Raw genomic sequence first — 20,732 nt, 5'->3', positions numbered from 1 at the left:
GAGCGCTATACTTTGTGACACTGCAAAATCTTTTTATATATAAAATTTAATAATAGAATAAACAAAAGCCCAATTTCTCTATTGTAACTGAGAAACTGGGCTTTTTAATATTAGAATTTTCCTGACCGCTACGCCTTTTCAGTAAGCAGCATATGCTCTATCGCTTCTTTTAACAAATTCTTTGTCTCTTCCAAGTTATGATTCTGCTTTTCTCCTGGTTGTACCATATAAAACTCAGCAAACGAACGCTCTTTATATCTTGGTACGACATGCATATGATAATGTGTTAACTCGTTAAATACTCCACCATTTTGACAAACTGTAACTCCGTCAGGTTTATATACTATCTTAATCGCTTTTGCAATGAGCTTAGAAGCATCCATAATAGATTTTGCTACAACGTCATCTAATTCGTCTACTTCTACAACATGCTGCTTTGGCACAATTAAAGTATGTCCTGAGTAGAAAGGCGCATGATCTAAAAAACATGTTACATAATCATCTTCATATATTTTATATATAATTTCCTCTCCGCCTGCTAATTTACACCCTAAACATTCCATCATATTTCCCCCTTTATTAAAAACATAAAAACGTGAGAGCCGTATTCTCACGTTTTTATGTTTCATTTTATTAGTTCAATTGTTTCCGTAACCTTTATACTATCTTTTACAGATTGAACAATCGTACAATTTTTCACTGCAAGCTGCAATGCTTTGTCCAACTGCTCTTCTGTAATGTTTTCCGCTTTAATTTTATAGTGCAAATGAACACTTTCAACTGGCTTCGATAACGCTTCACTTCTACCAATTTCAGTTTCGATTGTAAACGTATCGTATGGAATACGTTTCTTTTCTAAAATCGTTCGAAAAACAATTGCACTACACCCTGCGATAGAAGAAACGAGTAATTGTAACGGTGAATAACCGTTTTCTTTTCCAATCGCTAATTGACCATACGATAAATCTGCTTCTATATCATCGTGTTTGATTGTTAGTTTCATTTGTTTTTTCCATCTCCACTTTCATCGGTTTCTGCCGTTTCTTACTAATATAATAATATATATAGCAGAAAATGATAAATGGAATACCACAGTATAACGCCATTCTTTGTTCAGGAATAAACGCTAAACTAATAACAACAATGCTATTTGTAATTAAAGCTAAAATTGGAACAATCGGGTATAGTGGTGTTCTATACTTTAAGTCCTCTAACTTTCCTCCGCCTTTTATATACTGACTTCTAAAGCGAAGTTGCGATAGAGCAATAATGATCCAACTTGAAACAGCCGATAAACCAGCTATCGATAATAAATACATGTATACTGTATCTTCTGCAAGGAAACTTGTGAATAGAGATAATCCAGCTACCGCAATCGTTACGACTAGCGCTGTAATTGGAATACCACGCTTATTTACTTTCTGGAAGGAAGTTGGTGCCATTCCCTCATTTGCAAGTGACCATAGTATACGCGTCGCTGCATATAATCCAGAGTTCGCTACAGATAATAACGCAGTAATAATAACGAAGTTCATAATATCAGCTGCGTATGGAATACCAATTTTATCAAATACGACTACGAATGGACTTTCAATTACACCTGCTTCTTTCCAAGAAATTAATCCTACTAAAATTGTCATTGTTAAAATGAAGAATAACATAATGCGCCATACTGTATTACGGATCGCACGTGGAATTGTTTTTTCTGGATTTTCACTTTCTCCCGCTGCAATTCCGATTAACTCTGTTCCTTGAAATGAGAAGTTAACTGTAATCATTGTAAGTAGTACGGCAGCTAGTCCATTCGGGAAAAGTCCACCATCGCTTACAAAGTTAGAGAAAAGAGGTGCTGCTTCTTTTCCGTCATATGATATAAATCCTAATAATGCACTACCACCAAGAACAACAAATGCAAGGATTGTAATTACTTTAATACTAGAAAACCAAAATTCTAATTCAGCATAACTTTTTGCCGAAATTGCGTTTGAAGCATATAAAATAACACCGAATACAAGGCACCATACCCAAACATCAACATTTGGAAACCATCTTTTCATCATTAAACCGATTGACGTTAATTCTAGACCCACTGTTACTGCCCAGCCAAGCCAGTATAACCAGCCAATCATAAAGCCCGTTCCTGGTCCAATAAACTTCGTTGCATACTTTTGGAAAGATCCTGAAACCGGCATCGCTACCGTTAACTCTCCAAGACAAAGCATTGTTAAATACATAATAAATCCGCCTACTAAATATGAAAGGATGGCTCCCCCTGGTCCAGCCTGATTAATAGTGTAACCTGAACCTAAGAAAAAACCAGTTCCGATTACACCACCAAGTGCGATCATAAATAAATGTCTACTCTTCATCGTGCGATGTAATTTCTCATTCGTTGGTTGCTGCATCTAAATCCTCCCCCTACCAATACCCCTATATCTTGTTAAAATTTTCTGATAATAAAAATATACACGAAAGCGATTACATTTTCTATATAAAATTAAAACTTTTCTGATAAAATAATATAAAAATCGAATTATTGCAAGATTTAGATTCTATTTAGAGGAAAATAAGGAGAAACAAGGAAAAAACCCTTACATATATTGTAAGAGTCAACGAAGTTCTAATCTTCTCGATAAAATTGATAAACTATAATTTACGATAAAGTACATACAAGCTACTAATATAAATGTTGGAATCATGTAATTCACATTTTGCCCGCTAATAATTTGAGCATTATGCATAAGCTCAGGGAGTGATATAACAACCGCTAGCGACGTATCCTTCAGCAATGAAATAAATTGACTGACAAGCGGCGGAACCATTCTCCTTAATGCTTGTGGCAAAATAATATGCCAAAGCGCTTGCACATAAGTTAATCCCGAAGATCTTGCGGCTTCAACCTGCCCTTTTTCAATAGACAATAAACCACTTCTAACAATTTCAGATATCATTGCTGCCTCAAATATTGTTAAAGCAACAATTGCAGCTGTTATAATTTCTAATTTCAAGCCTGCTTCTGGAAGTGCAAAATACGTGAAAAATATAATTAACAGTAGTGGTAAGTTTCGAATCACTTCAACTATAACTCCTAATACTTGTGAGACGACAGGTATTTTCGTGTAGCGCAATATACCGATTACACTTCCAATAATAAAACTAAGTACAATTGCTATGAGCGCTACCTCTAATGTTATCAGTAATCCTTTTAATAAAAATAGAATATGATCCCCTGTAATTGCTCCCTTGAAATCCATTTACACCGCCTCCTTTGCCAAGCGTTTTTCTAAATAACGCACTAGCATACTGAGCGGAATTGTTAATATTAAATAAAACATCCCGACAAATATATAAACATCAAACGTAACAAACGTCTTCGTTGAAATTAAATCTCCTTGATACATTAAATCAGAACCAGCAATGATTCCAAGTATTGAAGAGTTTTTAACTAAATTGAGAAACTGGTTTCCTAAAGGGGGAATTACAATTTTCACAGCTTGGGGTAAGACAACATAATACATCGCCTGCACATACGTTAGCCCTGAAGAGCGGGCAGCTTCCATTTGCCCTTTCGCAACTGATAAAATACCAGCGCGAATTACTTCTGCAATAAAAGCTGCCGTATATACCGTAAGCGTAACTGTTCCTGCTACAAAACCATTTAAAGTAATTCCTATTACAGGTAAAGCAAAATAGAATATAAATGCAATTAATACGAGTGGAATATTTCTTACAAACTCCACAAAAGCTGATCCTATCCAATTTAAAATACGAATAGGTGCAATACGCATTACTGCCAAAATTACTCCTAAAATAAAACTGCCTATCAATGCAATTACACTAGACATAACTGTATATTTAAATCCTTCTAAATACATATCAATGTTATTCGTTAATATAGAAAAATCAGGCACATATTCTCCCCTCTTTCTTTACAAGAAGAGGATGAGTACTCTCATCCTCTCACTTTTACTATCTACTTTTCTGGTTTTTGTCCAATCCACTTCTCATATAATTTGTCATACTCCCCGCTTGCTTTCATGTCTTTAATTAAAGTATTAATCTCTTTCGTTAAATCATCTGCCCCTTTTTGCACTGCAATTCCGTATGGTTCATCTGTGAAAATTTTCCCTACTACTTCATAATTAGAATCTTGTTTTGCCATTCCGTAAAGGATCGCATTATCTGTCGTTAACACATCACCTTTACCTGCCTTTAACGCTGTAAATGCCTCACTATAATTTTCAAACTCTAATACAGTCGCTTCTGGTGACTTTTGACGAATGTTATTTGTAGATGTTGATCCTTTTACAGCTAATACTTTAACGCCTTGTTTTATATCATCGACACTCTTAATATTGCTTCCTTTTTTCACAAGTAACGATTGTCCTGCTTTAAAATATACATCTGAAAAATCCACTTCTTTTTTGCGTTCTTCCGTAATTGTCATTGTTGCAATAATTGCATCAATATCACCATTTTTCAGCATTGGAATACGTGTTTTAGACGTTACTTCTTTCAGCTCTAGCTTCTTTTCATCTCCGAGAATCTTTTTCGCAAGTGCCTTCGCGACATCAACATCGAATCCTTCTACCTGCCCTGTTGAAGGATTTTTTAATCCAAATAAATTCGTATCATTCTTTACCCCGACTACTAATTTCCCTCGTTTCTTAATTTGTTCAACAGCCCCGCCTTGCTTCGTATTTGTTTCCTTCGACTCATCTTTCTTACTTCCGCATCCAGCAACAACAAGCACGAATAAACATGAAAATACAATTAAAGTAAATAATTTTTTCATTTTAAGCATAAAATTCCTCCTCTAATGATTTAGCACCCGACTTAAAAATAAACGAGCTCTTTCTTGTTCAGGGTTTGCAAAAAATTGCGCCGGTGTTGTATCTTCAATAATTTGACCATCATCCATAAATAAAATCCGATCTGCTACTTCTCGCGCAAATCCCATTTCATGCGTGACAACGACCATCGTCATCCCTTCTTTAGCCAGCGCCTTCATAACATCAAGTACCTCTCCAATCATCTCTGGATCAAGAGCAGACGTAGGCTCATCGAATAGCATAATTTCCGGCTGCATCGCAAGTCCTCTAGCAATTGCTACCCTTTGTTGTTGTCCTCCGGATAATTGATGTGGATATACGTTAGCCTTCTCTGGGATTCCTACTTTCTCTAAATAAAGCATTGCTGTTTTCTCTGCTTCTTCTTTGGAAACTTTATTTACTTTAATCGGTGCTAATGTAATATTTTGCAGAACTGTTTTATGTGGGTATAAATAAAAATGTTGAAAGACCATCCCAATATTTCGCCGCAATTCATTCATGTCCGTTTTTTTATTGTGTACCTCTGTATTTTGTACAATTAATTCTCCATCTGTAATTGCCTCTAATTGATTTATACATCGAAGCAATGTACTTTTTCCTGATCCTGAAGGCCCGACAACTACCACCACTTCACCTTTTTTCACTTGCACATTAATATTTTTCAAAACTTGAAAGTTACCATAATATTTATTTACATTACAAAATTCTATCAACATACTCCCCCTTCCCCTAACAATGCATGTACATTCTTTTTATATTCAAAAATAGTCTCAAAAATAACTTTTAGCTTCAATTTGTCCATAAAAAAAGCAAAGAGTTTCCCCTTTGCTTCTTCATTTCTATTCTGTTAAGATACTTCTTCTTTCTTATCTTTCCCGTATTCATGCTCCCAAAAATCAGCATTTTTAATTCCTAATGGCCCTGGATCGAATACTGGATCTTTTCCTTCTTTTTTCTGTTTTTCATAATCCTTTAATGCGACTAATGCAGGTTTTTGTAATAGTAAAATCGCAATGATATTTACCCATGCCATAATTCCTACCCCAATGTCGCCTAAAGCCCAAGCCGTTGCTGCTGTTTTTATACATCCATAGAATACAGCTCCTAAAAATACAAACTTTAGTACCATAGACATCCAAGGACGGTCTTTATCACGATTTAAGTACGCAATATTCGTTTCTGCAATGTAGTAATACGCCATAATTGTTGTAAACGCGAAGAATAATAACGAGATTGCAACGAAACCGTTTCCAAATCCAGGGAAAACAGATTCTACTGCCGCCTGTGTATACCCCGGTCCTGGCTGAGCACCGTTTAATTTATTTACGATAAAGTTTTTTCCGCTCGCATCAAATACGTTATACATGCCTGTAATAATCATCATAAATGCTGTTGCTGAACAAACAAATAATGTATCAATGTAAACGGAAAATGCTTGCACTAAGCCTTGCTTAGCTGGATGTGATACTTCAGCAGCTGCTGCTGCATGTGGCCCAGTTCCTTGCCCTGCTTCATTGGAATAAATACCACGTTTTACTCCCCAAGAAATTGCTAAACCGATAATACCACCGAAAGCCGCCTCTAATGCAAAAGCACTTCTTATAATTAACATAAATGCTTCTGGCAATTTTTCAATATTCATAGCAACAATAACGCAAGCTACTAAAATATAACCAACTGCCATAAACGGTACGACAACTTGTGCAACGTTAACGATTCGCTTTACTCCACCGAAGATGATAATAGCTAATACAACAACTAATAAAGTCCCTGATAATGTAGTGTTAATTCCAAAAGCTGTCTCTAAACTTACAGCAATACTATTTGCTTGCACACCTGGCAATAAAAGCCCCGTTGCAATAATTGTCGCTGCAACGAATACTAATGCATACCATTTTACACCTAAACCTTTTTCGATGTAATAAGCAGGTCCACCACGAAACTGCCCTTGATGTTTCGTCTTATATATTTGCGCGAGTGTTGATTCTACATAAGCTGATCCTGCCCCTAAAAAGGCTACTGCCCACATCCAAAATACAGCTCCTGGTCCACCGAATGCAACCGCTGTTGCTACCCCAGCGATATTCCCTGTCCCAACTCGTCCTGATAATGAAAGTGCTAACGCTTGGAATGAAGAAACACCAGCCTCTGATTTTTCTCCTTTAAATGTCAGCTTCACCATTTCTCCTACGTGCCTTACTTGTAAAAACCTCGTTCGAATGGAAAAATATAAACCTACTCCTAAACATAAATAAACAAGTGCTGGACTCCAAACAATATTATTTATCCAATTTACGAAAGTTTCCAACATTCCCCCTCCTCCTTTATAAAGAATATTCAGAATATATATAAAATTATAAGTGCATACTGAATCTAGGACAATATTATTTTAATAAAGTAAACATATTTTTGTATAAAAAAACAAAGTATATATTTGTTTTATATACTTTGTTTTGAACTAAATGTATTATATATTCACAATTGCTTCTCTTTTAATAATTCTTTCGTATAGCTCTTCTGATAATTTCAAGAAGTTATCAGGCATATCTTTACCTTTAAACTTCTTCTGAAGCGTTCCATATAAACCTATATCACGTAAACGTAAAAATAGTGGCAACGATTCATACCAACTATCCGCCAGCCTGTGCTCATACTCATATCCTTTTCGTAACACTTGTAACTGTTTACGAGCAAAATCTGTCTTCTCTTCTGCTGTCCACGTTGTAAATAGAACAGAGTAGTATAGAACCATCGCTAAATCATGTATAAAGTAATTATAAGCCGCATCATCAAAATCAAAGATTGTTAGCTCTTTACCATCATAATGAAAATTACCTTGATGGATATCACCGTGCATAAGACCGAACGTTTCTCTTTCAACTGGAAGGGCCTTAATTTCATCCATTAGTACCGCTGCAATCTTTTTCACTTGACCATCTTCTAATTCATTAACAATTCCACTTTCGTCTTCTTCCCACGTATCACGGTAGTCTGTTTTAGGATAATCCATTGTAAGGCGATGCAGTTGCCCAATCGCTTTTCCCCATGCTTCAAAATAAGCATCTCCCCAATAAGGCGATTCCTCTCCTTTTACTTGCTCACCTTTTGCATATGTAAATAAAGAAGCGAAAAAGAACGTTCCATCCTCTGCTACGATTTCTTCTACGAGATTTCGAGACGTTGAATAAAGAGGTCCTGCTACCTTTGCCCCATTCTCCGCAACATATCGTAAAAAATCTAGTTCAGCCTCTACCTCTTGTTTAGAACGATGAGAAGAATGTGTTAAACGTAATACGTAATCTTCATCATTATCACCCTTCGCCTTAAAAATATAATTCTCAAAATCTCCAAGTGGCTTTTCTTCCACTGTTACATGAAACAAATTCGCTGCTCTTTTTAAAATCTCTTTCGTAAAAACACGTTCTACAGCTATTTCCACATATATCCCTCCTATATATCTTCTTAATTCGACACAAATGTTAGAAGTACTGCTATGAAATTGAATAATGCGCAAAAGACAATGTAACGTAACTTTGAATTCTCTTTTTAAAAAAATAATTCAAGCATAAATTTCTCACAAACGACAAAAATTAACAGAAACAATTGTACTTTAAAAGAGGTGGAAATTATGACAGACAAAAAAGAACAACAAGAGAGTAAAAAACAAATGCATATGTTTCCATCACTTCTGGAGAACATTAATTACATTGAAAATAAACTTTCTCATTCTGATGATATAAAAAAATTAGATCTCCCTTTTCAAAACGGAAAAGGAATAATCATATATATTGAATCTTTAGCAGATCCAAATTTAATTCATCAATTAGCTCTTGAACCATTATTAACGAGGTCGGATTTATCTTTAGATAAAGCTTTTTCTACGTTAAATATGAAAAAAGAAACGAATTTAAATTATGGAGTACAGGTTTTATTACAAGGTAAATCCTTATATTTTCATGAACACGTCGATAGTTTTTGTATTTTCGAAACAGCTTTATCTTTAAAGAGAGATATAGCGGAGCCTGATAATGAAGGGATTGTGCGTGGTCCACATACTGGTTTTGTAGAGGATCTAGCAACTAATTTAAGCTCTATTCGTAAACTCATTAAGAGTCCAAATTTAGTTGTTAAGTATTTTACAATCGGTGAAGAAATGCACACGAAAGTGGCAATTGCTTATATGCAAAATATAGCGAATGACGATTTAGTTACAGAAGTGAAAAGAAGATTAGAAACGATTAAAACGGATGCACTTATGTCACCAGGATACATACAAGAATTTATAGAGGATACGTCTTTCTCCCCATTTCCGCAGCAATTAAATACAGAGCGTCCAGATAGAACTGTTGCTAATTTAATGGAAGGACGTGTTGCCATTTTATCTGACGGAGATCCAACAACGCTCATCGTACCTGTTACGTTATTCGCTTTTTATCAATCACCAGATGATTATAATAACCGTTGGATTGTCGGTTCTTTCGTCCGAATGATTCGCTTAGTAAGTTTTTTAATTGCCTTTCTCTTGCCAGCTTTATATATTGCAACTGTCGCATTTCATCCCGATGTGTTGCCGCTCGAACTTGTGTATACGATTAAAGCTTCGTTAGAGAAAGTACCGCTTCCTCCTATTTTTGAAGCTCTCTTAATGGAGTTAATTTTCGAGTTATTACGAGAAGCTGGTATTCGCTTGCCGAGCCGTGTTGGACAAACAATCGGTATTGTAGGTGGTTTAGTAATTGGTGATGCGATTGTAAAAGCTGGGCTCGTTTCTTATACGATGATCATCGTAGTAGCTTTAACTGCAATCTCATCTTTTCTCGTTCCATCAAACGATATGAGTTCAGCAGTTCGAATTCTTCGTTTTCCATTAATGCTCCTTGCTGCCATATTTGGATATGTAGGCATATCATTCGGTCTCATTATAACTTTCGTTCACTTATGTCAGCTTCATTCATTTCATACACCATATCTTTCTCCTGTTGCCCCGATGCGGATTAAAGATATGAAAGATTCTTTCGTAAGACTACCAATTTGGTCATTTTGGGAACGACCACATGATCCAAAACCAAAAAAAATGCAACGCCAACATGTAACGAGAGAGGATGAGGACGGTGACAAACACGCAAAGTAAAATCTCGCTAGTTCAATTTACCTTTTTCGTTATTCAATGCCAAATTGGGGTCGGTATACTATCTCTACCTAACCGGCTTCATCCGATAGCAAAAGGTGGTGGTTGGATTTCTGCGCTCATCGCGGGGCTTGCCATTCAACTTATTATTTTACTTATGTGGCTTTTCTTAAAACGATTTCCTGATGCAGATATGTATAAAAGTGTTTGTATGCTATTTGGTAATAAGTTAGGAAAACTATTGGGCTTTTCTTATATTTTTTATTTTACCCTTATCGGTATGACGGTTATGTTGAATGCTTGTAACGTCATTAAAGTTTGGATATTACAAGCAACTCCGTGGTATGCCATTCTCATGCTATTTACAATAGCTTGTTGTTATGTAGCTTATAATACGTTTAAAGTCATCGTACGATTTTATGTCATGACCTCTATTCTCATTTTACCTATGGCGCTTTTAATCGCCCTAGGGCTTTCCCGAGCTGACTTTTCTTATATTTTTCCCATTACAGAGGCTGGATGGTGGAATATTATTCAAGCATCGAAAGAAACAATTACAGCTATGTATGGTTTTGAAATCTTTCTCATCGCATTTCCTAAAGTAAATGGGAGTTCTGTGGAAAAACTGAAGGCAATTTCTATCGCTAATGGATTTGTGACTCTCTTTTATGCTTTCACTGTTTGGATTTGCTTTATCGTATTTAGTCCAAAACAAATTGAACTTATCCCAGAACCAGTTGCTTACTTATTACGCTCCTTACATATCGGGATTATAGACCGGACTGATTTACTATTCATTCCAATATGGATGATAACAGTTGTCGCTTCTATTGCGAGTTATTACTGTGCCGCTTCTATAGGAATTGGACATATATTCAACCTCGCTAATCATAAAAAGGCTGTTCCAATCGTTGGTATTATTGCTTTTAGTGTAGCCTTATTTATAGATACACCTGAAGAATTAAAAGTCATTGCAACTTTCACAGATAAGTTCACCTATATTTTCATCGTTGTTCTCCCTCTTTTATTTCTACTCTATTCAGTAATAAGAAAGAAGAAAGGAGAACAGTATGTTTCCAAAAAGATTTAAATTACTTTTTATATTATGTACTAGTTGCCTCCTTTCTGGCTGTTGGGATCAAGAACCATTAAGAGAAGCTAGATTAGCTTATAGCATTGGATATGATGTTACGGAAGAGAATAAGCTTCAGCAAACGCTTGAACTCGTAAAAAGTTCAAGTGGAGAGCAATCTTCATTCGAAAATGAAATACATTCAGCAACCGGGCATAACATAAGGGATACAAGCGATGCCCTAAAAAAAAATGTGACTGGGAATATTCGCTATTTTAAATATGGTGTTCAATTACTAGGAACCAAAATTCTAAAAAAAGGTATATTACCCTATTTAGATGTCAGCTTTCGGGACCCAACAAACCCAACTGCTTTAGTAAAACTTATTGCAGTAGATGGTGAAACATCGGAGATACTCGAAAAAAAGAAAATAGGAAATTTACTAATTGGAGATTTTCTACAGAAAAAAGTGAAAAGTTTAGAAGATATGAGTGTATTTCCAAAAGAAACTTTAGAAACAGCCGCTACAAAAATGTTAGATCCCGGTAAAGACTTTACACTCCCTTCTATAAAAATAAAAGGAAAAGAATTAATTACAAATGGGTTAGCTTTATTTAACAATGATAAATTGACTGGACATTTACCTTTGAAACAATCTGTTTTATTCGTATTATTAACCGGAAAAATGGGAACAAGTGCCCGTATAACCCAAAAACTTACTAGTGATGAATCTGAGAAGACATCTGATTATTTAACAATGGAAATTAGCAATCGAAAGTTAAAACGAGATTTAAAAATAACAACGGATAAAAAAGGAAATGTTTATGCTCACATTAAGCTCCAACTAAAAGTAATAGCACTTGAAGCCCCAAGAGATAATATTTATAAAATGGAAGCCAGAAAAAAACTAAATAAGGAATTATCAAAGCAACTTACGAAAGAAGCGAAAAAAATAACAAATAAACTACAAAAAGCAAATTGTGATGCTTTTGGAATTGGTAGACATCTCATCGCTTATCACCCTGATTTATGGAAGAAAAAAAATTGGAATAAAGATTATGCAAAAGTAAAATTCAAACCTGAAGTAGACGTAAATATTTTGTATAGTGGTGTCTTAAAATAAAAAGGTTGTATGCCGCTCGGGCATACAACCTTTTTATTTCGTATATCGATACACAATTGATTCATATGGTCTTAATTTAAGTTTTGTAATATCCTTGCTGGAATCTTTATAATTCGACAGTAGTACCTCTTGTTTCATTCCATCTAATTGAACGTGCGCCGGTACAGAGTACGTTATTTCTTCTCCATAGAAGTTATTTATAACAAGTAGTACTTCACTTTCTGTAGTACGAGTATATGCCCAAATTTTAGGATCATTTTTATCCAAAATAGCATATTCTCCTTCTGTAATTACATCATACGTTTTTCTAAGCTCTATTAACTTTTTATAATGATAAAATACGGACTCTTTATCTGCTAATGCCTTCTCTACGTTTATTTCTTTAAAATTTTCAGCCACTGAAATCCAAGGTGTACTTGTTGTAAAACCACTGTTCACCTCTTCATTCCACTGCATCGGAGTACGAGAGTTGTCACGAGATTTTTGCTTTAAAACCCCTATAATCTCTTCTTGTGATAGCCCTTCTTTTAGCTTTATATCGTATATATTTAACGATTCCACATCACGATATTGCTCGATGGACTTAAATTTAGGATTTGTCATACCGATTTCTTCCCCTTGATAAATATAAGGCGTTCCTTGCAGCATGTGCATAGCTGTCGCTAACATTTTTGCAGATTCGTTTCGGTACTTTCCATCATCACCAAAGCGTGACACGATGCGAGGCTGGTCATGATTACACCAAAATAACGCATTCCATCCTCCGCCCTTTTGCATTTCAATTTGCCAATTAGACATAATTTCTTTTAATTTAATGAAATCAAAATTCGCTTTTGTCCACTTATCTCCATTGGGATAATCTACTTTTAAATGATGAAAACTAAACGTCATACTTAATTCATTACGCTTAGGATTTGAATATTTAATACAATTATCAATTGTCGTAGAAGACATTTCTCCAACTGTAATTACATCTTTTCCTGCAAAAACATTGCGATTCATCTCTTGTAAATATTCATGAACACGCGGGCCATCTGTATAATACTTGCGTCCATCACTTGTCGCAGTATTACCTTCATCATTTAAGAAGCATTGGTCTTTTGAAATTAAATTAATGACATCTAATCGGAATCCCGTTACCCCTTTATCCAGCCAAAAGCGCATCATATCATATACTTCTTCACGAAGTTTTTCATTTTCCCAATTTAAATCAGCTTGTGTTTCATCAAATAGATGTAAATAATATTGCTCCGTCTTCTCATCATATTTCCAAGCAGATCCACCAAACTTAGACTGCCAATTATTTTTTTCATCACGCCAAATATAGTAATTACGATATGGACTATTTTTATCTTCCTTCGCTTCTTTAAACCACTTATGTTCAGTCGAACTATGATTTACAACAATATCAAGCATAATTTCAATGTTACGTACTTTCGCTTCTGCTAAAAGTTCTTCAAACTCTTCCATCGTTCCGTAAGATGGATCAATGCTGTAATAATCACTTACATCATATCCATTATCATTTTGTGGTGATTGGTATATCGGTGTTAACCAAATATAATCCACTCCGAGTTCTTTTAAATAATCTAGTTTCTCTGTAACCCCTTTTATATCACCGGTTTCTCTATTGTAATAACTATTAAAGCTCTTCGGATAAATTTGATAGACTACACTTTTATGCCAATCCTTCATGTTTAACTTCCTCCTACTTCTGTTTCACTCTTTTTGCAAATAACCATGTTAAAGTAAATGGGATTACAACTGCAATAATCATTCCGACAATAAACATTGGAATCGATTTCGGAATGATAGAAATAAATGCTGGCAATCCCCCAATTCCGATAGCAGGTGCTAATACACCATTTAATGTAATGAATATCGCTGCCACAGCAGACCCTATAATCGCTGCATAAAACGGGAACTTATTTCGTAAATTCACACCAAACATCGCTGGTTCTGTAATACCGAAGTATGCTGAAATGGCTGATGTTGATGCCATACTTTTATCATTTTGATTTTTAGAAATCCAGAACATCGCAAGTGCCGCACTACCTTGCGCAATGTTAGAAAGAGCAATCATTGGCCAAATAAATGTACCGCCATGTTGTGCAATCAATTGTAAATCAATTGCAATAAACATATGATGCATACCTGTAATTACAAGCGGTGCATATAACGCTCCAAATAATACTGCTCCAACTACTGGTACTGTTTCATATACACCTACCAATCCTACTGTTAATAAATCTCCAATATGACGTGTAACCGGACCAATAATTCCTAATGCTAACACACCTGTCACAACGATTGTTGTAATTGGTACAACTAATAATTGAATTGCATTTGGTACATGTTTCTTTAAGAAAATTTCTACTTTACTTAACACAAATGCAGCTACTAAAACCGGCAAGATTTGACCTTGATACCCTACCTTTTCAATTTGGAACAGTCCTAAAATATCGAAGTACTCAATCTTTTGTCCGTCTAAACCAGTCGCTGCTTTTCCATAGTCCCAAGCGTTTAATAAGGCCGGGTGCACAAGCATTAGTCCCATAACAATCCCTAGTATTGGACTACCACCAAAACGCTTCGTTGCTGACCAACCGACAAGTGCTGGTAAGAATACGAATGCTGTATTGGCCATCATATTAATTAAATCCCAAAGCCCGCCTAAGTTCGGATAAACATCTAATAAATTTTTCCCATCAAAAAATAAGTCCTTTGCGCCTAATAGATTGTTAATACCCATTAGTAAACCAGCTGTTACGATCGCTGGTAATATCGGCATAAATACATCCGAAAATATTTTTACAAACTTTTGAGCTGGATTTAACTTCTGATTTCCAGAGTCTTTTACGTCAGCTACAGTCGATTCTTTCATACCTGCAAGCGTTATCAATTCAGCGTAAACACGATCTACATCCCCTGGACCAATTACAACTTGAAATATACCAGCGTTATGAAACGCTCCTTTCACTAATGAAACAGACTGTAATTTATCATTATCTATTTTACTTTCATCTTTTAAAGCGATACGGAGCCTCGTCACACAATGTGCAGCTTGTTCAATATTGTCTTTCCCACCAATATACTGCAACACTTCCTCTGCTGTTTTACGATAGTCTTTCCCCATATTCCCATCCCTCTTTTCTTTTTTTGATACCGTTTACAATTACATATTAACTCGTATATATAAGTTAGTCAACACTCGTATATACGAGTTTGTGTTTTTTTTATAAAAAAAGAGATGAAACAATATTTTGTTCCACCTCTTTACTTCCTGCGTGCCACATCCGAAAAGTGAAAAATATCTAAACGGTGGCGTGATTCTGTATATTCAAACTGACTTCCATCATACAAATGTGTAAAGTTTTTCACAACGACAACATAGTCTGTTCCATTTAAATCTAAATACTTTCTGTCATCCTCTGTACATGGCTGTACTTCAATTACCCTCTGCGAATAACTAATATGTAGCCCAAGCTCTTTCTCGATGTATTTATAAATCGATGCAGTTGCAATTTCTTTCGTTAATCCTGGAATAAACTCAGATACAAAATGATTTATATCTAAAATTACTTTTTCTCCATCAATATTTCGTACACGTTTAATATGATCAATCTCTGTTTTTTCTTTTACATTTAATAATTTTGCAATTTCTTTTGTGGCTTTTTCTTTGTCCATTTCCACAACTTCCGTAATACAATGACGTCCCAAACGTTCATTTTCTTCTTGGAAACTTACAATACCGCCAAAATTAAATTCAATATTTTTTCGCTTTAAAACAAAAACACCTTTTCCATGAATTTTTTGCACATATCCACGCTCTTGCAGTAAATCTACAGCTTTTCTCACCGTGCCTCGGCTTGCCTCATACTGCTTCATTAATTCTGTTTCTGATGGGATTTTGCATCCCTCTTTTAATTGTTTATTATCAATAGATTTACTGATTTCTGTATAAATTTGTTCATACTTACTCATCATCTACAATAGCCCCTTGTCACCTTCTAATTCTATATGTATTATAACATGCTTCACTCTTCTGCCAATCTCTCACTTATTTTCCAGTACAAGAAAAATATAGGTAAATATTTAATCTTTAAAACGTATTTTTATAAAAATTTTTATATTTTTCTTTTCATTCAAAAAAACATGTAGTATACTAACTTCAAAATCAGAGGAGAAAGGGAGCAAAGAACTATGCTTACTTATACAACAACTGTAGTTACATTTGCACAAAAACATCATCATCATACGTAACCCTTGAAACCTAGCGGAAAAATTACGCGTAGGTACAAGGGTTATTCCCGTTGTACCTACGCTTTGGCAAAAGAGCCATGTAGGTATTTTTTTATCTACATGGCTCTTTTTTTATTGTCAAAAAGCTAGTAAAAAATGATGTTTAAGCAAAACTTACTACAAAGGAGTTAACAAAAATGGAAACGAAAAAATGGGGATTATGGGTTTTAACAGCATTTGTTATCGGGAATATGGTTGGCGGTGGCGTATTTATGCTTCCAGCAAATTTAGCACAAGTATCAGGTCCAATGGGTTCTACACTCGCATGGAGTATTACAGGCCTTGGCGTATTTATGATTGCACTTGTATTTGGAAATTTAGCGATTCGTAAACCAGAATTAAAAGCTGGACCACAAAGCTATGCTCAAGCGATGTTTCCTTCAAAAAAAGCTGGTAAAGTTGCAGGATATAGTATGGCATGGGGATATTGGGCTGCTAACTGGGCTGCAACAGCATCTGTTATTATTTCCTTTGCTGGATATTTATCAACATTCTTTCCAGTTTTACAAAGTAAGCAAATTCTTTTTTCAATAAACGGATTTTCACTAGAACTCGGAAAAGGGTTAACTTTCCTTGTATGTAGCCTTATGCTATGGGGAATTCAATATATTCTTTCTCAAAATATTGATCGAGCTGGAAATATGAATCTACTTGCTACTATTGCAAAAATTATCGGATTTACAATGTTTATTGTAATTACATTATTCATTTTCAATGCTTCTAATTTCGGAGACGGTCAAACCTTTATGAATGAAGCAGGACAATCTATCTCGTTAGGTGGCCAAATCAATTCAGCTGCTATTGCAACACTCTGGGCATTTATCGGTATTGAATCAGCGGTTATGCTTTCTAACCGTGCAAAATCACAGCGCGATGTAAAAAAAGCTACGATTTTCGGATTAATTATCGCTCTTCTTATTTACATGTCAATTACTTTACTTACAATGGGAGCTCTTCCGCAAGATGCTTTAAAGGAGTCTCAAAAACCGTTAGTAGATGCATTAAATTTAGCAATTGGAAATAAAGGTGCATATATAATGGCCTTACTCGCTCTTATATCTTTATTTGGATCTACAGTTGGCTGGATCGTTGTTAGTTCAGAAGTACCTTACCAGGCAGCAAAGAATGGACTTTTTCCTAAGTTTTTTGGGAAAACAAATAAAAAAGGTAGTCCTTCAAAATCATTATTGATTACAAATGTAATGACGCAAATTTTCTTATTTTCAACGATTTCTGGTACTGTTTCAGAAGCATATAGTTTCGCTATCGTCGTAGCAACATTAGCCTATTTAATTCCATACCTTGTTTCTACCTTGTACCAATTAAAATTAGTTATTACAGGAGAAACGTATGATATACTACCAGGATCTCGAGTAAAAGATGGAATTATCACTACATTGGCATTGGTATACTCCATTTGGGTTATCAAAACGGGAACTGCTGATTTAAAAACGTTCTTCTTAGGAATTGGATTGTTTATATTAGGTCTTATTCTTTATCCAGTACTAATGAAAGACTCACAAAAAACGGATTAAATAAAGAGAAGCTGCTGGCTTCTCTTTTTTATTAAAAATCTGTAATTAACTTTTCTTTTAGCTCTCCTACAGATAAAGGTTTCGCATAATAAAATCCCTGTACATAATCACAGCTCATTGATTGTAACAAACTCTCTTGCTCTACTGTTTCTACTCCTTCAGCAACTACTGCTAAATTTAAACTATGAGCAATTTCAATAACGGATTTTACAATCGTTCGTTCTGGTTGTGCGTGATCATAATGAAATTCACGAATAAAATTACGATCAATTTTTACAATATCCAGTGGTAGTTGTTTTAAATAATATAAGGAAGAATAGCCAGTTCCGAAATCATCCAAAGCAATTAACACACCCATATTTCTTAATTCTTGTAATGTAGCAATAATATAATCAAAATGGCGGACTGCTATGCTTTCCGTTATTTCTAATATTAAACGGTTCGGAGGAAAACCAGTTCTCTTTAAAATGCTACGTACAGAGAAAATAAAACGTTTCTGCATTAATTGTTGTATAGATAAATTCACTGATAACTTTAGTCCTTCTTGATAATTTGGCAATGTTTTAAACAATCGGCACGATTTTTCTAATACCCAGTCTCCTAGCTTTATAATAAGTCCAGACTCTTCAGCTACCGGGATAAATTCGTTTGGTGAAATAGGTCCGTCTTCTGTCATACAGCGTACTAGAGCTTCTATACCAGAATATCTCTTCGTTTTCAAATCAATAATAGGCTGCAATACTACATCTAACTCTTCATCACGAATTGCCTTTTGCAAAGCAAACTCAACTTTCATTCTACGATTTATTTTCGCGCGTAGCTCATCTGTAAAGAAACATGCAGCATTTCTCCCCTGTTCTTTTGCACTATACATAGCTAAGTCGGAGTTTTTCAATAATGTTTCCACGTCTTGTCCATCTTGTGGATAAGAACAAAGTCCTAGACTAGCTGAAATATATACTTCATGGCCTTCAAGAATAAATGGTGCCTGGAAACATGACAACACAGATGTCGCTAACTGCCTCATATCATCTTGTCTATGATTTTTTGTTAACAGCACAAATTCGTCGCCACCTAGCCTAGCCAGAACATCTTTCTCTCCTAGTACATAATGCAACCTTGAAGCGACTTCGCTTAAAAGTAAGTCCCCTATCATATGACCTAACGTATCATTTACTAATTTAAAACGGTCCAAATCAAAGTAAATCATACCAAATTCTTTTTTATCTGCAATCAATTTATTAACGGTCGTTATTAATTGCAAACGGTTCGGCAAACTCGTTAAAGCATCATGATAGGCAAGTTCCCTATAACGACTTTCACTTAGCCGCAACCTCTGTTCCGCTTCTTTTCTACTACTAATATCATTTCGTATTGCGATAAACTGGTATGGCTCTCCTTTTTCATTTAAAAATGGAACAATTGTTGTTTTGACCCAATAATATGTACCATCTTTCGCTCGATTCCGAATCTCACCTGTCCATACTTTCCCATTCAAAATACGTTTCCATAAGTTTTGAAAAAAGGTTTTCGGATGATGACCTGAATTTAAAATACGGTGATCTTTTCCAATTAATTCTTCCCTTTTGTATTTAGAGATTTCACAAAATTTATCATTTACATATGTAATAAGACCTTCTCGGTCTGTAATTGCAACAATTGAAGACTCATCTAATGCTAACTTTAAATCTCGCAACGAAGAGTCATATAATGCATGACCTCTCTGTTCTAGCATGCGCATCTCTCCTTGCTTCTATCTGACTAAAACACAACCTGTTTCTCTTCATAGAAATAGAGATATTTCATTTTCTAATACTAGCCCTTTACATAAATTATCTTTTTAAATAAACCGATTAAAATAACATAATATTATTTGTAATAAAAAGCAATATTATACCGTTTCAATTATAACTGGTAGCTTCCCATATCTCTAATTACTTCGCGCCTTATTATACCGCAATCCTTTTAAGTAGCTCTATGCAAGCCTTGTTTCCAACTAATACCACTCATATCTGATCTCTTTGTTATTTAATAACGAAATAGAAATTAGATCATACTACATAACTATTCACGAATAATAATATGAAAATCTACATTAATGTGTATGTTTTTGAATTACAATAACAAAATATTAACATATTTCTACCTTAACTTTGGAATTATTTTATAAATAAATACTGTATTAAACTAAAAAAGAGGATAGCCTCTTTTTTAATTTAATACGAATATGGTATTTGCTGATAACCTGGGTATGGCATTGGATACGTTACAGGGTATGGCGATGGATAAGCTACTGGATATGGAGCTGGATAATATCCTCCACTTGTTGCACCTGTTAATGCACCAGCTGTCAGTCCGCCTAACACTCCTCCTGCAAAGCTTCCAGGGAAAAATCCACCTCCCCATGAACTACCACCACCCCAGCCCCATCCGCCTCCGTGATGATGATGGTGATCATAGTGATTGTGTCCTCCATGGTGATGATGTCCACCGTTATGATTGTGCCCACCATGATTGTGTCCTCCATGATGATGATTCCGATAGTACAATCCATTGTTTTCTATATAATTCATGTTTCTCCGCTCCTTTTCGATTTTTTCATTTTCATATGCGTTAAGAGTGAGATAAAAAATGGGATAGTACACTGTATGTAGGACAAATGCGGAAAGTATAGGTGATATGTCTATATTTTGTAAAAAAAGCAAAACACCTTATAATAAAGATGTCATATTACATCTTC

The 20,732-nt window shown here is 35.0% G+C and carries 18 protein-coding genes; 4 read left to right on the top strand and 14 right to left on the bottom strand.

The window, feature by feature from the left end; translation table 11 throughout:
- Nucleotides 1-128: 128 nt before the first annotated feature.
- From MHB52_RS03340 to MHB52_RS03300, 9 genes are all read right to left on the bottom strand, one after another.
- Nucleotides 129-629: an HIT family protein gene (locus MHB52_RS03340; RefSeq protein ID WP_137026707.1), complete on the bottom strand. Its 501-nt coding sequence runs from the start codon at nucleotides 627-629 to the stop codon at nucleotides 129-131.
- Nucleotides 626-1,003 (bottom strand): OsmC family protein, encoded by a 378-nt coding sequence (locus MHB52_RS03335; protein ID WP_016117157.1) that lies wholly within the window; start codon nucleotides 1,001-1,003, stop codon nucleotides 626-628. The genes MHB52_RS03340 and MHB52_RS03335 overlap by 4 nt, the downstream gene beginning before the upstream one ends.
- Nucleotides 978-2,405 carry an amino acid permease gene (locus MHB52_RS03330; RefSeq protein WP_001187097.1) on the bottom strand — a complete coding sequence of 476 codons (1,428 nt, stop codon included), beginning with the start codon at nucleotides 2,403-2,405 and terminating at the stop codon, nucleotides 978-980. The genes MHB52_RS03335 and MHB52_RS03330 overlap by 26 nt, the downstream gene beginning before the upstream one ends.
- Nucleotides 2,406-2,609: 204 nt before the next feature.
- Nucleotides 2,610-3,254, bottom strand: a complete 645-nt coding sequence (locus tag MHB52_RS03325) for an amino acid ABC transporter permease (RefSeq protein WP_000345958.1) — start codon at nucleotides 3,252-3,254, stop codon at nucleotides 2,610-2,612.
- Nucleotides 3,255-3,911 carry an amino acid ABC transporter permease gene (locus tag MHB52_RS03320; RefSeq protein ID WP_001112669.1) on the bottom strand — a complete coding sequence of 219 codons (657 nt, stop codon included), beginning with the start codon at nucleotides 3,909-3,911 and terminating at the stop codon, nucleotides 3,255-3,257.
- A 62-nt stretch (nucleotides 3,912-3,973) separates the two neighbouring features.
- The gene (glnH, locus tag MHB52_RS03315; protein WP_016117156.1) at nucleotides 3,974-4,804 is read right to left on the bottom strand and encodes a glutamine ABC transporter substrate-binding protein GlnH; all 831 of its coding nucleotides are present in this window, start codon (nucleotides 4,802-4,804) and stop codon (nucleotides 3,974-3,976) included.
- Between the two features lie 12 nt (nucleotides 4,805-4,816).
- Nucleotides 4,817-5,548: an amino acid ABC transporter ATP-binding protein gene (locus MHB52_RS03310; RefSeq protein WP_033693778.1), complete on the bottom strand. Its 732-nt coding sequence runs from the start codon at nucleotides 5,546-5,548 to the stop codon at nucleotides 4,817-4,819.
- Nucleotides 5,549-5,679: 131 nt separating this feature from the next.
- On the bottom strand, nucleotides 5,680-7,140 hold the full coding sequence (locus tag MHB52_RS03305; RefSeq protein ID WP_033693781.1) for an alanine/glycine:cation symporter family protein: 1,461 nt from the start codon (nucleotides 7,138-7,140) through the stop codon (nucleotides 5,680-5,682).
- Between the two features lie 159 nt (nucleotides 7,141-7,299).
- A complete protein-coding gene (locus MHB52_RS03300; RefSeq protein WP_061664097.1) occupies nucleotides 7,300-8,271 on the bottom strand; it encodes a phosphotransferase enzyme family protein in 972 nt (323 codons plus the stop codon).
- A 189-nt stretch (nucleotides 8,272-8,460) separates the two neighbouring features.
- Here MHB52_RS03300 and gerKA point away from each other — a divergent pair, with 189 nt between their 5' ends.
- From gerKA to gerKC, 3 genes are read left to right on the top strand one after another with little or no spacing between them, the layout of a single operon-like run.
- A complete protein-coding gene (gerKA, locus tag MHB52_RS03295) occupies nucleotides 8,461-9,963 on the top strand; it encodes a spore germination protein GerKA (RefSeq protein ID WP_044797136.1) in 1,503 nt (500 codons plus the stop codon).
- Nucleotides 9,944-11,050 carry a GerAB/ArcD/ProY family transporter gene (locus tag MHB52_RS03290; RefSeq protein ID WP_016117152.1) on the top strand — a complete coding sequence of 369 codons (1,107 nt, stop codon included), beginning with the start codon at nucleotides 9,944-9,946 and terminating at the stop codon, nucleotides 11,048-11,050. Before gerKA ends, MHB52_RS03290 begins: the two co-directional genes overlap by 20 nt.
- Nucleotides 11,031-12,155, top strand: a complete 1,125-nt coding sequence (gene gerKC, locus MHB52_RS03285; protein ID WP_000484123.1) for a spore germination protein GerKC — start codon at nucleotides 11,031-11,033, stop codon at nucleotides 12,153-12,155. The genes MHB52_RS03290 and gerKC overlap by 20 nt, the downstream gene beginning before the upstream one ends.
- 33 nt (nucleotides 12,156-12,188) lie before the next feature.
- Here the strand turns inward: gerKC and treC are convergent, their stop codons facing one another.
- The 3 genes from treC to treR all read right to left on the bottom strand — a co-directional run bounded on the left by treC (nucleotide 12,189) and on the right by treR (nucleotide 16,142).
- Nucleotides 12,189-13,850: an alpha,alpha-phosphotrehalase gene (gene treC / locus MHB52_RS03280; RefSeq protein ID WP_061664096.1), complete on the bottom strand. Its 1,662-nt coding sequence runs from the start codon at nucleotides 13,848-13,850 to the stop codon at nucleotides 12,189-12,191.
- Nucleotides 13,851-13,863: 13 nt separating this feature from the next.
- The gene (treP, locus tag MHB52_RS03275) at nucleotides 13,864-15,291 is read right to left on the bottom strand and encodes a PTS system trehalose-specific EIIBC component (protein WP_000513940.1); all 1,428 of its coding nucleotides are present in this window, start codon (nucleotides 15,289-15,291) and stop codon (nucleotides 13,864-13,866) included.
- 140 nt (nucleotides 15,292-15,431) lie between these two features.
- Nucleotides 15,432-16,142 (bottom strand): trehalose operon repressor, encoded by a 711-nt coding sequence (treR, locus tag MHB52_RS03270; RefSeq protein ID WP_000987242.1) that lies wholly within the window; start codon nucleotides 16,140-16,142, stop codon nucleotides 15,432-15,434.
- A gap of 452 nt (nucleotides 16,143-16,594) precedes the next feature.
- On the opposite strand from treR, the gene MHB52_RS03265 reads away from it, so the two are divergent.
- Nucleotides 16,595-17,992 (top strand): amino acid permease, encoded by a 1,398-nt coding sequence (locus MHB52_RS03265; protein WP_044797131.1) that lies wholly within the window; start codon nucleotides 16,595-16,597, stop codon nucleotides 17,990-17,992.
- Between the two features lie 31 nt (nucleotides 17,993-18,023).
- Here the strand turns inward: MHB52_RS03265 and MHB52_RS03260 are convergent, their stop codons facing one another.
- Nucleotides 18,024-19,727: a putative bifunctional diguanylate cyclase/phosphodiesterase gene (locus tag MHB52_RS03260; protein ID WP_000893342.1), complete on the bottom strand. Its 1,704-nt coding sequence runs from the start codon at nucleotides 19,725-19,727 to the stop codon at nucleotides 18,024-18,026.
- A 481-nt stretch (nucleotides 19,728-20,208) separates the two neighbouring features.
- Nucleotides 20,209-20,565, bottom strand: a complete 357-nt coding sequence (locus MHB52_RS03255; RefSeq protein ID WP_001106406.1) for a hypothetical protein — start codon at nucleotides 20,563-20,565, stop codon at nucleotides 20,209-20,211.
- Between the last annotated feature and the right edge of the window lie 167 nt (nucleotides 20,566-20,732).

Source organism: Bacillus sp. FSL K6-0073 (genome assembly GCF_038006085.1).
Taxonomy (GTDB): domain Bacteria; phylum Bacillota; class Bacilli; order Bacillales; family Bacillaceae_G; genus Bacillus_A; species Bacillus_A cereus.
This window is presented reverse-complemented; position numbering and strand designations above follow the sequence as displayed.

Bases quoted from the DNA above. Each gene is read 5' to 3' on its own strand.
- MHB52_RS03340 (WP_137026707.1), bottom strand. From the start codon at position 629: ATGAAACATAAAAACGTGAGAATACGGCTCTCACGTTTTTATGTTTTT.
- MHB52_RS03335 (WP_016117157.1), bottom strand. From the start codon at position 1,003: ATGAAACTAACAATCAAACACGATGATATAGAAGCAGATTTATCGTAT.
- MHB52_RS03330 (WP_001187097.1), bottom strand. From the start codon at position 2,405: ATGCAGCAACCAACGAATGAGAAATTACATCGCACGATGAAGAGTAGA.
- MHB52_RS03325 (WP_000345958.1), bottom strand. From the start codon at position 3,254: ATGGATTTCAAGGGAGCAATTACAGGGGATCATATTCTATTTTTATTA.
- glnH (WP_016117156.1), bottom strand. From the start codon at position 4,804: ATGCTTAAAATGAAAAAATTATTTACTTTAATTGTATTTTCATGTTTA.
- MHB52_RS03310 (WP_033693778.1), bottom strand. From the start codon at position 5,548: ATGTTGATAGAATTTTGTAATGTAAATAAATATTATGGTAACTTTCAA.
- gerKA (WP_044797136.1), top strand. From the start codon at position 8,461: ATGACAGACAAAAAAGAACAACAAGAGAGTAAAAAACAAATGCATATG.
- gerKC (WP_000484123.1), top strand. From the start codon at position 11,031: ATGTTTCCAAAAAGATTTAAATTACTTTTTATATTATGTACTAGTTGC.
- treC (WP_061664096.1), bottom strand. From the start codon at position 13,850: ATGAAGGATTGGCATAAAAGTGTAGTCTATCAAATTTATCCGAAGAGC.
- treP (WP_000513940.1), bottom strand. From the start codon at position 15,291: ATGGGGAAAGACTATCGTAAAACAGCAGAGGAAGTGTTGCAGTATATT.
- treR (WP_000987242.1), bottom strand. From the start codon at position 16,142: ATGATGAGTAAGTATGAACAAATTTATACAGAAATCAGTAAATCTATT.
- MHB52_RS03265 (WP_044797131.1), top strand. From the start codon at position 16,595: ATGGAAACGAAAAAATGGGGATTATGGGTTTTAACAGCATTTGTTATC.
- MHB52_RS03260 (WP_000893342.1), bottom strand. From the start codon at position 19,727: ATGCTAGAACAGAGAGGTCATGCATTATATGACTCTTCGTTGCGAGAT.
- MHB52_RS03255 (WP_001106406.1), bottom strand. From the start codon at position 20,565: ATGAATTATATAGAAAACAATGGATTGTACTATCGGAATCATCATCAT.